11 protein-coding genes and 2 tRNA genes are annotated in these 16,237 nt (G+C 52.3%); 6 read left to right on the top strand and 7 right to left on the bottom strand.

What is annotated here, in order from left to right; genetic code table 11:
* Positions 1-70: 70 nt before the first annotated feature.
* The 5 genes from FYJ73_RS05080 to leuB are packed head-to-tail and all read left to right on the top strand — an operon-like array spanning position 71 to position 6,267.
* Complete coding sequence (locus FYJ73_RS05080; RefSeq protein ID WP_154533626.1) at positions 71-1,573, top strand: 2-isopropylmalate synthase; 1,503 nt, start codon at positions 71-73, stop codon at positions 1,571-1,573.
* Positions 1,574-1,605: 32 nt separating this feature from the next.
* The gene (gene leuC, locus FYJ73_RS05075) at positions 1,606-3,000 is read left to right on the top strand and encodes a 3-isopropylmalate dehydratase large subunit (protein WP_154533625.1); all 1,395 of its coding nucleotides are present in this window, start codon (positions 1,606-1,608) and stop codon (positions 2,998-3,000) included.
* Positions 3,001-3,034: 34 nt separating this feature from the next.
* The gene (gene leuD / locus FYJ73_RS05070) at positions 3,035-3,637 is read left to right on the top strand and encodes a 3-isopropylmalate dehydratase small subunit (RefSeq protein ID WP_154533624.1); all 603 of its coding nucleotides are present in this window, start codon (positions 3,035-3,037) and stop codon (positions 3,635-3,637) included.
* Positions 3,625-5,184: an alpha-isopropylmalate synthase regulatory domain-containing protein gene (locus FYJ73_RS05065; protein ID WP_154533623.1), complete on the top strand. Its 1,560-nt coding sequence runs from the start codon at positions 3,625-3,627 to the stop codon at positions 5,182-5,184. Before leuD ends, FYJ73_RS05065 begins: the two co-directional genes overlap by 13 nt.
* A 21-nt stretch (positions 5,185-5,205) precedes the next feature.
* Complete coding sequence (leuB, locus tag FYJ73_RS05060) at positions 5,206-6,267, top strand: 3-isopropylmalate dehydrogenase (RefSeq protein ID WP_154533622.1); 1,062 nt, start codon at positions 5,206-5,208, stop codon at positions 6,265-6,267.
* A gap of 677 nt (positions 6,268-6,944) precedes the next feature.
* Here leuB and menA read toward each other — a convergent pair.
* The 7 genes from menA to htpG form a co-directional block, all read right to left on the bottom strand.
* Positions 6,945-7,859: a 1,4-dihydroxy-2-naphthoate octaprenyltransferase gene (gene menA, locus FYJ73_RS05055; protein WP_336509579.1), complete on the bottom strand. Its 915-nt coding sequence runs from the start codon at positions 7,857-7,859 to the stop codon at positions 6,945-6,947.
* A 219-nt stretch (positions 7,860-8,078) separates the two neighbouring features.
* Positions 8,079-9,470 (bottom strand): asparagine--tRNA ligase, encoded by a 1,392-nt coding sequence (gene asnS, locus FYJ73_RS05050; protein ID WP_154533620.1) that lies wholly within the window; start codon positions 9,468-9,470, stop codon positions 8,079-8,081.
* A 47-nt stretch (positions 9,471-9,517) separates the two neighbouring features.
* Positions 9,518-11,005, bottom strand: a complete 1,488-nt coding sequence (locus FYJ73_RS05045) for a pseudouridine synthase (protein ID WP_154533619.1) — start codon at positions 11,003-11,005, stop codon at positions 9,518-9,520.
* Between the two features lie 112 nt (positions 11,006-11,117).
* The gene (gene purB, locus FYJ73_RS05040; RefSeq protein WP_154533618.1) at positions 11,118-12,464 is read right to left on the bottom strand and encodes an adenylosuccinate lyase; all 1,347 of its coding nucleotides are present in this window, start codon (positions 12,462-12,464) and stop codon (positions 11,118-11,120) included.
* A gap of 308 nt (positions 12,465-12,772) precedes the next feature.
* Positions 12,773-12,847, bottom strand: a tRNA-Val gene (locus tag FYJ73_RS05035).
* Between the two features lie 49 nt (positions 12,848-12,896).
* A tRNA-Val gene (locus tag FYJ73_RS05030) sits at positions 12,897-12,971 on the bottom strand.
* Between the two features lie 380 nt (positions 12,972-13,351).
* A complete protein-coding gene (htpG, locus tag FYJ73_RS05025) occupies positions 13,352-15,409 on the bottom strand; it encodes a molecular chaperone HtpG (protein ID WP_154533617.1) in 2,058 nt (685 codons plus the stop codon).
* Positions 15,410-15,942: 533 nt separating this feature from the next.
* On the opposite strand from htpG, the gene FYJ73_RS05020 reads away from it, so the two are divergent.
* Positions 15,943-16,215: a co-chaperone GroES gene (locus tag FYJ73_RS05020; RefSeq protein ID WP_154533616.1), complete on the top strand. Its 273-nt coding sequence runs from the start codon at positions 15,943-15,945 to the stop codon at positions 16,213-16,215.
* Positions 16,216-16,237: the final 22 nt, after the last annotated feature.

Below are 16,237 nucleotides of genomic sequence, written 5' to 3'. Positions count from 1 at the left end.
GGAAGGCTTTTTTGTTTGGACAAGTTTCAGGGAACAACAGAGAAAGCAAAAACATTAATACATAAAGAATATGAGCGACAGACTTTACATTTTCGACACGACGCTCCGCGATGGCGAGCAGGTGCCTGGTTGTCAGTTGAACACAGTGGAAAAGATTCAGGTGGCCAAGCAACTCGAGCTGTTGGGCGTGGACGTCATCGAGGCTGGCTTCCCCATCTCCTCGCCGGGGGACTTCAACTCTGTGGTGGAAATCTCAAAAGCGGTGACATGGCCGACCATCTGCGCACTCACACGTGCCGTAGAAAAGGACATCGACGTGGCTGCCGAGTCGCTGAAATATGCCAAGCACAAACGTATCCACACGGGTATCGGCACAAGTGACTCTCATATCAAATATAAGTTCAATTCCAACCGCGAAGACATCCTGGAGCGCGCCGTGCGCGCAGTGGCTTACGCCAAAAAGTATGTCGACGACGTAGAGTTCTACGCTGAGGATGCCGGACGCACCGACAACGAGTACCTCGCACGCGTGGTCGAGGCCGTCATCAAGGCTGGTGCCACTGTGGTCAACATCCCGGACACCACCGGATATTGCCTGCCAAACGAGTACGGCGAAAAGATCAAATACCTCAAAGAGCATGTCGACAACATCGACAAGGCCATCATCTCCACTCACTGCCACAACGATCTGGGAATGGCAACAGCCAACACGCTCGAAGGTGTGCTCAACGGCGCACGACAAGTAGAGGTTACCATCAACGGCATCGGCGAGCGGGCAGGAAACACTTCCCTGGAGGAGATCGCCATGATCCTTAAATGCCATAAAAACATCGGCATCGACACAAACATCAACACACGCAAGATCTATCCGATCTCACGCATGGTATCGTCTTTGATGAACATGCCTGTACAACCCAACAAAGCCATCGTCGGACGCAATGCCTTTGCTCACTCCAGCGGCATTCATCAGGACGGCGTGCTGAAAAACGTGCAGACCTACGAGATCATCAACCCGAAAGACATCGGGCTCGACAACAACGAAATCGTGCTCACCGCACGTTCCGGACGCGCTGCCCTCCGTTATCGTCTGGAGGTCAACGGCGTGGACATCAAGGACGAGGAGACGCTCGACAAGATCTACAAGCAATTCCTCGTGCTTGCCGACAAGAAAAAAGAGATCACCGACGACGACGTGCTCATGCTTGCCGGCGCTGACCGCACCGCCAACCACAGCGTGAAACTCGACTATCTGCAGGTGACCACCGGCAAGGGCGTACGCTCTGTGGCAAGCATCGGACTGGACATCGCCGGACAGAAATTCGAGGAATGCTCCACTGGCAACGGTCCTGTCGACGCGGCCATCTCAGCACTCAAGCGTATCGTACGCAAGCAGATGACCCTCAAGGAGTTCACCATTCAGGCTATCTCCAAAGGTTCCGACGATGTCGGCAAGGTGCACATGCAGGTGGAATACGACGGACAGATCTACTACGGATTTGGTGCTAACACCGACATCGTCACCGCGTCTGTCGAGGCATATATCGACTGCATCAATAAATTCAGAGTGAAATAACATAGCAGAATCCTATAACACATATTATATATATGAATACCCTGTTTGATAAGATTTGGGACAGCCACGTCGTTCAGATTGTCAAGGACGGTCCCACTCAATTGTATATCGACCGTCTCTACTGCCACGAGGTGACTACTCCACAGGCTTTCCAAGGCTTGCGCCAGCGCGGACTGAAGGTGTTCCGCCCCCAGCAGGTCTTTGCCATGCCTGACCACAACATACAAACCCACGACCAGGACAAGCCCGTCGCTGACCCCGTGGGACGCAAACAGATCGACACGCTCGACAAAAACTGTAAGGAGTTCGGCGTCACGGAGTTCAAGATGAACACGCCCGAAAACGGTATCATCCATGTCGTGGGTCCCGAGACAGGACTCTCCCTGCCGGGCATGACTATCGTCTGCGGTGACTCTCACACCTCTACCCACGGCGCTATGGGTGCCGTCGCCTTCGGCATCGGTACCTCCGAGGTGGAGATGGTACTCGCCTCGCAGTGCATCTTGCAGCAGAAACCAAAGTCGATGCGCATCAACATCAACGGTACGCTCAAACCGGGAGTGACCGCAAAGGATGTCGCGCTTTACCTGATGTCACAGCTGACAACCTCAGGCGCTACGGGCTACTTCGTGGAGTATGCCGGCGACGTGGTGCGAAACATGAGCATGGAAGGTCGTCTGACCCTCTGCAACCTGTCCATAGAGATGGGTGCCCGAGGTGGTTTCGTAGCACCGGACGAGAAGACTTTCGCCTATATCAAAGGCAAGAAATACGCGCCCAAGGGTGAGGACTGGGACCGTGCCGTGGCTTATTGGAAAACGCTGAAATCCGGCGATGACGCCGTCTTCGACCGGGAGGTAAACTACGACGCGGCCGACATTGAACCTCGCATCACCTACGGCACAAACCCAGGTATGGGCATTGCTATCAACGGCACGATCCCTACACTCGACGAGATTCCCGAGAGCGACCAGGCTTCGTTCAAGAAGAGTCTGAAATACATGGGCTTCGAGCCGGGTGAGAAACTCCTTGGTCATCCCATCGACTATGTGTTCCTCGGTGCCTGCACCAACGGCCGCATCGAAGACTTCCGTGCCTTCGCCTCGCTCGTCAAGGGACATCACAAGGCACCCAACGTGGTGGCATGGCTCGTCCCCGGCTCTTGGGCAGTGGCACAGCAGATCAAAAACGAGAAGCTCGACAAGGTACTCAACGAAGCTGGCTTCGAGATCCGTCAGCCCGGATGCTCGGCTTGTCTGGCCATGAACGATGACAAGGTACCGGCAGGACTCTACAGCGTGTCTACCTCCAACCGTAACTTTGAGGGGCGACAAGGCCCTGGCTCACGCACCATCCTCGCCAGTCCGCTGGTCGCAGCAGCAGCAGCTATCACCGGCAAAGTCACCGACCCGCGTGAGTTCATGTAATCTTCTTGGTTGAACACATCAGTATTTTATCGCAATGAAACAGAAATTCAATGTCATCACATCCAGCTGCATTCCTCTTCCCCTGGAGAATGTAGATACAGACCAAATCATTCCCGCCCGCTTCCTCAAGGCTACCGACAAGGAAGGCTTCGGCGACAACCTCTTCCGCGACTGGCGCTACAACAAAGACGGCAGCCTGAAGAAGGACTTCGTCCTCAACGATCCCAGCTACTCGGGATGTATCCTCGTGGCAGGAAAGAACTTCGGATCAGGTTCAAGCCGCGAACATGCCGCATGGGCAATAGCCGGTTATGGCTTCCGAGTAGTCATCAGCTCGTTCTTCGCTGACATCCACAAGAACAATGAACTGAACAACTTTGTGCTCCCTGTCGTCGTCAGCGAGCCCTTCCTGAAGGAACTCTTTGACAGCATTGCCAAAGACCATAAGACTCAGGTAAAGGTGGACCTGCCCAACCAGACGGTCACCAACATGGCTACAGGCAAGAGCGAGCACTTCGAAATCAATGGTTATAAGAAGCATTGCTTGATGAATGGTCTCGACGATGTCGACTTCCTCGTGCAGAACCGCGACAAGGTGGAGGCCTTTGAAAAGAACCGTAAAACATGGAATCACTAAATAAAATGAAGTCGCGCATCGAGATCATGGACTCTACCTTGCGCGACGGTGAACAGACCAACGGCGTGAGCTTCCTGCCTCATGAGAAGCTCATGATCGCGCGTCTGCTGTTGGAGAAAGTAAATGTCGACCGGCTCGAGGTGGCTTCGGCACGCGTATCGGAAGGCGAGAAAGAGGCCGTCACCGGCATCTGCCGCTTCGCCGAGCAGGCCGGATACTTGGATCGGATCGAGGTCTTGGGATTCGTCGACCATAACAAAAGCGTGGACTGGATCGCAGACACGGGCTGTCACGTCATCAACCTGCTGGCGAAAGGCTCGTACAAGCACTGTACACAGCAGCTCCACAAGACGCCCGAGCAGCACATCGAGGACATCCTCGACGTGCTCGACTATGCTGAAAGCAAGCACTTCCGCGTGAATCTATACCTCGAGGACTGGAGTTCCGGTATGATCAACTCCCCGGAATATGTCTACCAGATGATGGAGGCTATGAAGGATACAAATATAGAGCGCTTCCTTCTGCCCGATACGCTGGGCATCCTCACGCCGACTCAGTGCGAGGACTTCATCACGAAGATGGTGGATATGTACCCCGACAAACGCTTCGACTTCCATGCCCACAACGACTACGACATGGCTGTAGCTGACTCTCTCGCCGCTGTGCGATGCGGTGCATCGGGTATCCACGTCACCGTCAACGGGCTCGGCGAGCGTTGCGGCAATGCACCGCTGTCGAGCGTGGAGGCTGTCTTGAAAGATATGTGCGACGTAGAGACGAATATCGTCGAGAGCCAGCTCAACATGATCAGCCGCGTCGTGGAAGGATATAGCGGCATCGCTGTGTCGCCAAACGAGCCCATCGTCGGTGAGAACGTCTTCACACAGGTGGCCGGCGTACACGCCGATGGCGACAAGAAAGACAATCTCTACAGCAACGCCTTGAAGCCTGAACGATTCGGACGTAAGCGTGAGTTCGCACTCGGAAAGAACTCTGGCAAGGCTAACATCGAGAAAAACCTCGAAGAGCTCGGCATGACGCTCACGCCGGAACAGGTCCGAAAGGTCACTCAGCGCATCACGGAACTCGGCGACCGCAAGGAGGTGGTCACTCAGGACGACCTGCCCTACATCGTTTCCGACGTGCTCAACCGGCATGATGCCATGGAGGAGCGCGTGAAACTCCTGAGCTATATGGTCTCCACCTCTTACGGGCTGAAGCCGATCGCCAGTCTGAAAGTGGAGATCAACGGTAAGGTCTACACCGCCGACGCCACCGGCGACGGTCAGTACGACGCCTTTGTCAAAGCTCTACGCAAGGTCTACCGCGACAACCTCAACCGCACGTTCCCACGCCTGACCAACTATAGCGTCACCATCCCGCCAGGCGGACACACCGACGCCCTCGTCCAGACCATCATCACCTGGCAGGATGAAAATGGCCGCGTCATCCGCACCCACGGACTCGACGCCGACCAGACAGAGGCTGCCATCAAGGCTACCTTCAAGATGCTCAATATCTTTGAGGAAGAGAACACTAAAAAATAAAAATAACAAACAATACATATTATGAAACTGAACATTGCCGTTCTCCCCGGTGACGGTATTGGACCGGAGATCATGCCACAGGCTCTCCACGTGCTCGACGCCGTGGCCAAGAAGTTTAACCATGAGTTCACCTACCACGAGGCGATCTGTGGCGCTCATGCCATCGATGCCGTAGGTGATCCATTCCCCGACGAGACCTTCAAAACGTGTATGGATGCTGATGCCGTGCTCTTCGCCGCTGTCGGTGATCCGCGCTTCGACAACAACCCCACTTTGAAGGTACGTCCCGAGACGGGTCTGCTGGCTATGCGCAAGAAACTCGGTCTCTTCGCCAACGTGCGCCCCGTGGCTACCTTCAACTGTCTGCTCCACAAGAGCCCACTGAAGGAAGAGCTCATCAAGGGTGCTGACTTCGTGGTCATCCGTGAGCTCACCGGCGGTATGTACTTCGGTGAGAAATACCAAGACGACGAGAAGGCTTACGACACCGACATCTACCATCGTTCTGAGATTGAGCGCATCCTGAAGGTGGCTTTTGAGTTCGCTGAGCGTCGCAACCACCACCTCACTGTCGTCGACAAGGCTAACGTGCTGGCCAGCTCTCGGCTGTGGCGTCAGGTGGCAAAGGAGATGGAACCGAAATATCCCGATGTCAATGTCGACTATATGTTCATCGACAACTGCTCAATGCGCGTGCTCACTGAGCCCCGCTTCTTCGATGTCATCGTCACGGAGAACACTTTCGGCGACATCCTCACCGACGAGACAAGTGCTATCACGGGTTCCATGGGCCTCCAGCCTTCTGCTTCCCTGGGCGAGCATACTCCGCTCTTCGAGCCTGTTCACGGATCTTGGCCACAAGCTGCAGGTAAGAACCTTGCCAACCCCTTGGCACAGATTCTCTCCGCTGCCATGATGCTCGAGCACTTCGGACTGAACAAGGAGGGCGCACTCATCCGAGAGGCCTGTGACCAGAGTCTGGAGCAGAACGTCCGCACACCGGAGATTCAGGTCGAAGGCGGAAAGCACTATGGCACTAAGGAGGTCGGCGAGTGGATCGTCAACTACATCGAGAATAAGTAAAAGCTAAGGATCAGTATTTCTTCCACAGAAGGTCCATAACGTACGAAAAACAAGGGATTGCCTTCGGAATCAAAGGGAGAAAGCTCTTTTCTATAACAACAAAAGCCGGCGATTTCTGCCGGCTTTTGTTGTTTTCTATTGAAAGTAGACTAAAAGCTCAACTATACAATTCGGTGAAATGGGGGGCAAAGGATGTCCTGCTCGAAAAAAATGCATTCTCAGACCCGGAATGGTGTCAGTTATCCAACAAGACAGATGTCCGTACGAAACAACCTTGTTGAGAGACGATCACTATAACTTGTACAAGAATTCAGAGAGGTTGACTTTGATGTCAATTCCCATCTTCTTGCGCAGTCGGTAGCTACTGATCTCCACACCACAAATAGAGATATTGAATAGAGGCGCAATTTCTTTCGACAGAAGATCCATACGGATGTAAGCACAGTCTTGAATCCTTATAAACCTTGTAGAGATAGACATGGGTAATGCTGGAAAGCATCGCTTGGATCGGTATAGGCCCACCATGAACGATACTTGGGGGCACGAAGAACATGAGAAAAGTGGTCACTGCCGGACACCCGTTTGCCGACTTCGTCCTTACTGCAAAGACGTAACTTTCCTTGTGCAAGTTGGGGGCGTTGAGAGAAAAACTGCCCTGACAATTGTCGGATAATCTGTTAGCACAAGAGCAAACCTATGGAAGTAGTAATGCCGAAGAGAAACATATTCCTGGCCGTTTCTCCCAACACCTTATTTAATTCGCGTCCATGGTCAATCTTCACCAGATGGCTGAAAGCCAGTGTATGCAAGGGCAGATAGACGATCAACGGAAGAAGGAACGCCCATAGATGCCCTTCGACAATGAAGACGATATTCAACAGCAATGCGACAATGCCGGACAAGAAATAGAGGATCTCACCACCCCGATGACCGACTCTGACGACCAGCGTCATTTTTCCATCACGCCGGTCATTGTCGATATCGCGATTGTTGTTGATTAACAATAAGGTGTCGATAACGAAGCCGCAGGCCAACGACGCAAGAAACACGGTCAGCGTCACCGTCCGTGAACCTTCCGGCTGACAAAGATAATAGGTCAGGCAAACAGGAACAATGCCAAAGAACACCAGCACGAGCATGTCGCCCAAGCCCAGATAAGAGAGTCTGGTGGTATAAAGGAAACAGAAGACCACGCACAATGCACCGACGAGAATCATTTCCAGTCCACCAAACAATACCAGCGGCAGACCGACGGCACAGCCGAGAGCCGTAGTGACAAGCAGTGCCTTACGCATGGCTTCTTCCGTGACCCACCCCATCGAACAGGCACGCTGAGGCCCAAGACGCGTAGCCGCATCATCGTTGCCACGCTTGAAATCGAAATAGTCATTGACAAAGTTGGCATCGATCTGCATGATAAATGCAAAGAGAAAGCACAGCACACAAGGCAGCCAAGCTATTTCCCATCCATGATCAGCAACCGTCAATGCCGTGCCGATCATCACCGGGACGGCAGCTCCCGTCAATGTCTTGGGGCGCGCCGCCAAGAGCCAGGCACGAAAGGAGTTGGTCTTTACGCTATTTTCTTCTATCATTTCTTGTCAGAATTAAATAATTCAGCCAAAGAGAGCAAATACATGTCTCTTTGGGAATATTCAACAAAAAGAGCCTCAGTCTACGAAAGCATCGTCGACCGGGGCTCTTTTCTTTATGTATGATTACAGCCAGGGATCAGCCCCGGCATAGCTTTCGGTATGCTGTGGGGCATTTTACCTGACGATAGTACATGCCTTTGCTTATCCCACCAGTGATTAGAACTCAGCGTTCTTCGGCGTACGTGGGAAAGGAATGACGTCGCGGATGTTCTGCATACCCGTCACGAAGAGAATCAGACGCTCAAAGCCCAAGCCGAAGCCAGCATGAGGACAAGAACCGAACTTGCGGGTATCGAGATACCACTTATAGTTGTTCTCGTCCATGCCGCGTGCCTCGATCTCATCGAGCAGCTTCTGATAGTTCTCCTCACGGACCGAACCGCCGATGATCTCGCCAATGCGGGGGAAGAGCACGTCAGTTCCCTGCATCGTCTTACCGTCGGCATTCTTCTTCATATAGAACGCCTTGATCTCGGAAGGATAGTCGGTCATGATCACCGGACGCTTGAAGTGCTGCTCTACGAGGTAACGCTCATGTTCACTGCTGAGATCCATGCCCCAACCGGTGACAGGGAATTCAAACTTGTGTCCATCCTTGACAGCCTGCTCAAGGATGCGGATTCCCTCGGTATAAGGCAGGCGCACAAAGTCCTCCTTGATGACAGACTCCAGTGTAGCGATCAGCGTCTTGTCGATCATCTTGTTGAGGAACTCCAAGTCGTCCTTGCAGTTGTCCAAAGCCCACTTCACGCAGTACTTGATGAAGTCTTCCTCAAGATCCATCAGCTCATCCTTGTCGATGAAGGCAACCTCCGGCTCTATCATCCAGAACTCTGCCAAGTGGCGCGGCGTGTTACTGTTCTCCGCACGGAAGGTAGGGCCAAAGGTGTAGATGGCACCCAAGGCAGTAGCGCCGAGCTCACCCTCGAGCTGACCGCTCACGGTGAGGTTGGTCTTACGTCCGAAGAAGTCTTTGTCGTACTCCACCTTACCGCTCTTGGCCACACGGTCAAGGTCAAGAGTAGTCACCTGAAACATCGAACCGGCACCCTCAGCATCGCTGGCTGTGATCAGCGGCGTGTTGAAGTAGTAGAAGCCATGGTCATGGAAATACTTATGGATGGCGATAGCCATGTTATGGCGAATGCGGAAGACAGCGCCAAAAGTGTTTGTGCGCAGACGCAGGTGAGCGTACTGACGCATATACTCGAAGCTCTGTCCCTTCTTCTGCATAGGATAGTCGCTTGGGCAACCACCGTAGAGCTCCAGTTCGGAAGCCTGGATCTCGCAGGTCTGTCCTTTGCCCTGGCTCTCGACGAGCTTACCGGTAGCACGAATGCACGCACCGGTAGTGATGCTCTTGAGCAACTCCTCATCTACCGTTGAGGGGTCAACGACAATCTGAATGTTCTTAATGGTCGAACCGTCGTTCAAGGCAATGAAGTCCACCGCCTTGCTGCTACGATGCGAGCGCACCCAGCCTTTGACAGTCATCTCTTTTCCAAAGTCGGTGCTCCGCAGGGCATCAACCACTTTTGTTCTACTCATGATATGTCTCTCTTTGTTGATTCAAACATACTGTTCACTCACTCTCATTACTCAAACATGCCACTGCGCAGCATCTCCACCTCTTTCTCGGTGAGGAAGCGCCAGTCGCCGCGGCGTACGTTCTTCTTGGTCAGTCCGGCAAACTGCACGCGGTCGAGCTTCACGACACGGTAGCCCAGACTCTCAAAGATACGGCGCACAATGCGGTTCTTGCCGCTATGGATCTCAATGCCCACTTGGCTGTGGTCACGGTCGTCGGCATACTCGATAGCGTCGGCATGTACCTCTCCATCCTCGAGTTCAATGCCCTCAGCGATCTTCTGCAGATCCTCTGCTGCCACATTCTTGTCGAGGAAGACGTGATAGACTTTCTTCTTGAGGAACTTAGGATGTGTCAGTTTGCTGGCCAGCTCACCGTCGTTGGTCAACAACAGCACACCGGTGGTGTTGCGGTCCAGACGGCCAACAGGATAGATACGCTCCGGACATGCATCCTTGACGAGATCCATCACTGTCTTGCGCTGCTGAGGATCGTCGCTGGTAGTGACATAGTCCTTAGGCTTGTTAAGCAGCACATATACTTTCTTCTCGAGTGTGACAGGCTGATCGTGGAACTTCACGACATCGGAGCGAAGTACCTTGGTACCGAGCTCGGTAACCACCTTGTCGTTGACTGTCACCACACCTGCCTGGATGAACTCATCTGCCTCACGGCGAGAGCAGACGCCGGCGTTGGCCAAGTACTTGTTCAGGCGAATCGGCTCGTTCGGGTCGATGTTCTCCTCCTTGTACTCGATGCGCTTCTTCATGCTGTACTTAGCATTGGGATCATATCCCGGACGGTGCTGTCCATAGCCGCCCTGACGGTTATAGCCGCCCTGACGGTTGTATCCGCCCTGTCCCTGCTGACGATAACCGCCCTGCTGGCGATAGCCGCCCTGCTGACGGGGCTGGTAACCACCCTGTCCCTGCTGACGATAACCGCCCTGCTGACGGGGCTGATAGCCACCCTGTCCCTGCTGGCGATAGCCGCCCTGCTGACGGGGCTGGTATCCGCCCTGCTGGCGTGGCTGATAGCCGCCCTGCTGGCGTGGTTGATAGCCACCCTGCTGACGCGGTTGATATCCACCCTGCTGACGTGGCTGATAACCGCCTTCGCGTTGGTAGCCACCCTCTTCATTATTGTTGTTGTAGCGCGGACGCGGCTGATAGCCACCCTGACGTGACTGATAGCCGCCTTGCTGACGCGGTTGGTAGCCACCCTGACGCTGCTGATAGCTGTTGCGCGGGCGCTGTTCTCCACCCATCAAGCCAGCGCCGAAGCCTTCGGGACGGAAGCTGCTGCCCTCGTCACGGCTGGCACTCTTGTCAGAGCTGAAAGTGCGCTGTGTATGAATACGTGGACGCTGTACGCGGCCATTGACGTAATCTCTCTGATAACCCTGTTGCGGACGATAGCCTTCACGGCTTGCATCGCTACTCTGCTTAGGCTGTACGGACGAATCCTGTGTGTTCTTTTCTAATTCTTCTGCCATAATAGTTACATTGTGTAGCCTCTCGGCTTACTTGTTAATACTCTTGAAAATGATACTCTAAAAATGATATTATAATAATGTGTAATATGAAAACAAATCTTTAGACGTGCGATTACATACCCGTGTAGTTCATCGGTGTGATCGCCATCAGCTCAGCCTTCACGTCATCACTGACGTTGAGTGTCTGAATGAAGTCGTGGATGGTCTGCTCCGTCATCACGTTGTTGGTGCGGGTCAGCGCTTTCAGAGCCTCATAGGGATGTGGATATCCCTCACGGCGCAGGATAGTCTGGATAGCCTCAGCCACCACGGCCCAGGTATTGTTCAAGTCCTCTGTCATCTTCTCTTCATGGAGGATGAGTTTACGAAGGCCTTTCAATGTGCTCTCAATAGCGATGACGCTGTGCCCCATGGGCACGCCGACATTGCGGAGCACGGTAGAGTCGGTAAGGTCACGCTGCAGGCGGCTCACCGGCAACTTGGCAGCGAGGAACTGCAAGATAGCGTTGGAGATGCCAAGGTTACCCTCACTGTTTTCGTAGTCGATCGGATTGACCTTATGCGGCATGGCACTGGAGCCGACCTCTCCCTTCTTGATCTTCTGCTTGAAGTAGTCCATGGAGATATACATCCAGAAGTCGCGGTCGAGATCGATGATGATGGTATTGATGCGGCGCATAGCATCGAAGATGGCGCCGAGATAGTCATAGTTACTGATCTGTGTGGTCCACTGCTCACGCTCCAAGCCGAGTTTCTCACTGACGAAGCGGTTGGCAAAAGCCTTCCAGTCATAGTTGGGATAAGCCACATGGTGGGCATTGAAGTTGCCCGTAGCGCCCCCGAACTTAGCAGTAATCTTGCAGGCCTTCAGACTGTTGAGCTGTTCTGTCAGACGATAGACATAGACCATAATTTCCTTGCCCAAGCGTGTGGGCGAGGCAGGCTGTCCATGTGTCTTGGCGAGCATGGGCACGTCTTTCCACTCATCGGCATATTGCTGCAACTGAGCGATGAGCTCTTCCACCAAAGGATAGTAGACATCGTGCAGTGCCTCTTTGAGCGAGAGTGGCACGCTGGTGTTGTTGATATCCTGAGATGTCAGGCCAAAGTGAATAAACTCCTTGTAGGCATCCAAGCCTCCAATCTCATCGAATCGCTCCTTGATGAAATACTCCACGGCCTTGACATCGTGATTGGTGATCTTCTCGATGTCCTTGACCCGCTGTGCGCTTTTCTCATCGAAGTGGCGATAGATATCCCGCAGGCGTTCGAAAAGGTTGTGGTCGAAGTCCTTCAGTTGCGGCAGCGGCAACTCACACAGAGTGATGAAATACTCCACCTCCACACGTACGCGGTAGCGGATGAGTGCATATTCAGAGAAGTAGTTGGCCAAAGGCTCTGTCTTGCTTCTATAGCGACCATCGATAGGCGAGATGGCCGTCAATGTATCCAGATTCATAATGCTATTAATAAGCTGTGATAATACGTATTATATTCCTACGTGCAAAATTACTAATTTATTTCGATATCCAATCACAGTGTTATGAAAAAGATAATTAAAAAGGAGAAAAGAAAGAAAACGAGCGAGGAAAAGCGAGCCACAAGAGGCGAGCGACGATGAGGCTCGAGCACTTTTGCACAGCAGAAGCACAGAGAACCAAACCAACGTATCACCCACACACAAGCAACCACGCTGTATACGGATCACCGATCACGACTGTTTTTCAAAAAGAAGTATGCTGAAACGTGTGTCAAAGTGCTTTGACGTGGGCGTTGACGGATTCGAACCGCCGACCCTCTGCTTGTAAGGCAGATGCTCTAAACCAACTGAGCTAAACGCCCGATATAAAAATCCCCGCAATCCCGAAGGACTACAGGGACCACCCCTACGTGGGCGTTGACGGATTCGAACCGCCGACCCTCTGCTTGTAAGGCAGATGCTCTAAACCAACTGAGCTAAACGCCCCTATCTCGGATTGCGGGTGCAAAGGTAACACAATTATTTCATCCCACCAAACTTTTGGCAAGAAAAAAGTGTAAGGGCACAAAAAAGCCTCTGCGCTGCTGAATGAAAAGACAGAAGCGCAGAGGCTGATATAGAGGGGATGACAACCATAGAGCTTATAGAGCCATAGAAGCTATAGAGACCATAGTAACTATAGAATCCCATAGAGATTATAGAAACCAGAGACACTATAGGAGCCATAGACCTCCATCGCTCAATCATCATCATCTCCCGAAACATTCTCCCCGCAGTCTCCTCCACAAAGGTGTCAGTGGTGTGCAGATCCCCGTCCTTTCCCTTGGGGAGAGGACGGGGGCTGGGGGAGAAGAGAGGCTGGTCTTTTACTTCTTGATCATCTCCACTGATCTCTTGAGGAACTCGTCGAGGGCTTTGCCCTTGAGCATACCGTTCTGCAGGAGAGCCAGATCGATGAGCTGATGCACGATCTTGTTGTCCTTGGCATAGTCGCAGAGGACTTTGTTTTTCTTGTCACGCTGCTCATTGACAGCTTTCTCGGTTTTTTCGAGATCGTCTTTTTCCTCCTTGGTGATCTCCTCGGCCTTTTTCTTGCTTTGGCTCTGATGCAAAGCGGCGAGACGTGCCTGCTGTCCCTTGAGCTCACTCTCGATCGGCTTCAAGGTCTCGTCGGTGGCCTTGCGGGTTTCGTCGAGCACCTCTTTCACGAGAGCGTGGTCGGTATTGAGCACCACCGTATAGCTGTCCGGCATCTGACCGTAGAAGCTCATGCCCGGCTGGAAGTGGCTCATATCCTTCATACGACGCATATACTCACTCTCGGTGATCAGCACCGGCTGAGCCTGCTCGCCGAGTGCCTCCATGTCGACGTTGAAGGTTGCCTTGCTGTCAACAGGCATCTGAGAGCGGAACACCTCTGCCAGTTTGTCACGGTCGTCGGCCTCCAAAGCACTTTTCTTCGCGTCTTCCTTCTGGATGAGACGGTCGATGATATCTGCGTCGACACGTGCGAAGCGGCTCTTCTCCAGTTTCTGTTCGAGCATCGACACCATCGGCATGTCGAGCTGGCCGTCCATCAACAGCACGCTGTAGCCCTTGTCCTCAGCGGCCTTGATATAAGAGTACTGGTCGTTCTTGTCGGTGGCATAGAGGTATACGAGGTCACCGTTCTTGTCGGTCTGGTTGTCCTTGATGAGCGTCTTGTACTCCTCCATAGTGAAGTACTTGCCGTTGATATCCTTAAACAGGGCAAAATCCTTGGCACGGTCGTAGAAGTCCTCCTGCGAGAGCATTCCGTAGTTGATGAAGAGCTTCAAATCGTCCCACTTAGCCTCGTAGTCCTTGCGGTCGTCTTTGAACGTCTGCTGCAGTCGGTCAGCGACCTTCTTGGTGATGTAGGTCGAGATCTTCTTCACGTTGGCGTCGCTCTGCAGATAGCTGCGGCTGACGTTCAGTGGAATGTCCGGTGAGTCGATGACGCCATGGAGCAGTGTGAGGAAGTCAGGCACGATACCCTCTACCTGGTCGGTGACAAAGACCTGATTGCAATAGAGCTGGATCTTGTTGCGCTGCAAGTCGAGGTTGCTGTGGACGCGCGGGAAATAGAGGATACCCGTCAGATGGAACGGGAAATCTACGTTAAGGTGAATCCAGAACAGGGGTTCGTCCTGCATCGGATAGAGTGTACGGTAGAAGTTCTTATAGTCCTCATCTTTCAGTGTTGACGGCGTCTTGGTCCACAAAGGTTCCACGCTGTTGATGATGTTGTCTTCCTGCGTTTCCACCTCCTTGCCGTCTTTCCATTCTGTCTTTTTTCCAAAGGCAATGGGCACTGCCATGAACTTGCAATACTTGTTGAGCAAGGCGGTGATACGCGTCTTCTCAAGAAATTCCTTGCAATCGTCAGCGATGTGCAGCACAATGTCGGTACCGCGGTCTTCCTTCTCGGTCTCCTCAAGGGTGAATTCTGGCGAGCCGTCGCAAGTCCAGTGCATGGCCTTAGCACCCTCTTGATAGCTCTTGGTGATGATCTCAACCTTGTCAGAAACCATGAAGCTGGAGTAGAATCCCAGTCCGAAGTGTCCGATGATAGCATTAGCCTCATCCTTGTATTTCGTCAGGAAGTCAGTGACCCCCGAGAAAGCGATCTGGTTGATGTATTTGTCGATTTCCTCAGCAGTCATACCGAGTCCACGGTCGCTGATGGTGAGCGTCTTGGCGTCTTTGTCGAGTTTGACGTGGATCGTCAGGTCACCGAGCTCACCCTTGAAGTCGCCTTTCTGTGCCAGCGTCTTCAGTTTCTGAGTAGCATCAACAGCGTTGGAGACCATTTCACGAAGGAAGATCTCATGATCGGAATACAAGAACTTTTTGATGACGGGGAAGATGTTCTCAGTAGTAACCCCAATATTACCTTTTTTCATGGTATGCTTTCAATTTAGTTTTTGCCGATAAAAATGCAAAAAGCGTGCCATGAAGATTTTTATTAAATTTACCGAAATATTGACAATACTTTGAAAGAAAAATGCTATATTTGCAACATAGATTCATTTCAATAGGTTAAGGTTAGTTTTTTTAAAAGGTTAAAGGCCCCAATCAGAGTAGTGATTACTGTGGATTGGGGATTTTTAATCTTATGAGTACTTTAATTAGAGAATATGGGAATGGGTATCAACAGAGTTAAGCTTCATCAGGCTGCCCGCTCGCCGATTCCCATATTTACTTCTTGATCAAGTTTTCCGGCTTCCCTTAACAGTCATCCCTATCCGTTTTCCCACTACACCTTATTATATATAGCGCACTCGCCAAACCGTACGACAAGCTGTCACATCTTGGTATGACACTTTTGTCACCATCCGCTCTTCATCCCAATTGGCACAGTTTTGGCAACTTGAAAGGTGTCGCGGAAACGCAACAACCAATATTGAAAGTTGAACAATAAATAAACATAGCAATTATGACAATTAAACCATTAGCAGACAGAGTGCTGGTACTTCCTGCACCAGCTGAGGAAAAAGTAGGTGGAATCATCATCCCTGACACAGCCAAGGAGAAACCACAGCGCGGCGAGATCGTTGCCGTAGGCCAAGGCACTAAAGACGATCCTATGGTTCTGAAGAAGGGCGACACCGTGCTCTATGGCAAATATGCCGGAACAGAGTTGGAAGACGGTGACAAGAAATACCTGATGATGCGCCAGAGCGACGTGCTCGCTGTCGTAGAGGACTAAAGCACTGCTAGTCGCAGACATC

The organism is Hallella mizrahii, assembly GCF_009695775.1.
Taxonomy (GTDB): Bacteria; Bacteroidota; Bacteroidia; order Bacteroidales; family Bacteroidaceae; genus Prevotella; species Prevotella mizrahii.
Note: the sequence above shows the minus strand (reverse complement) of the source record. Positions and strands in the feature narration are given on the sequence as shown.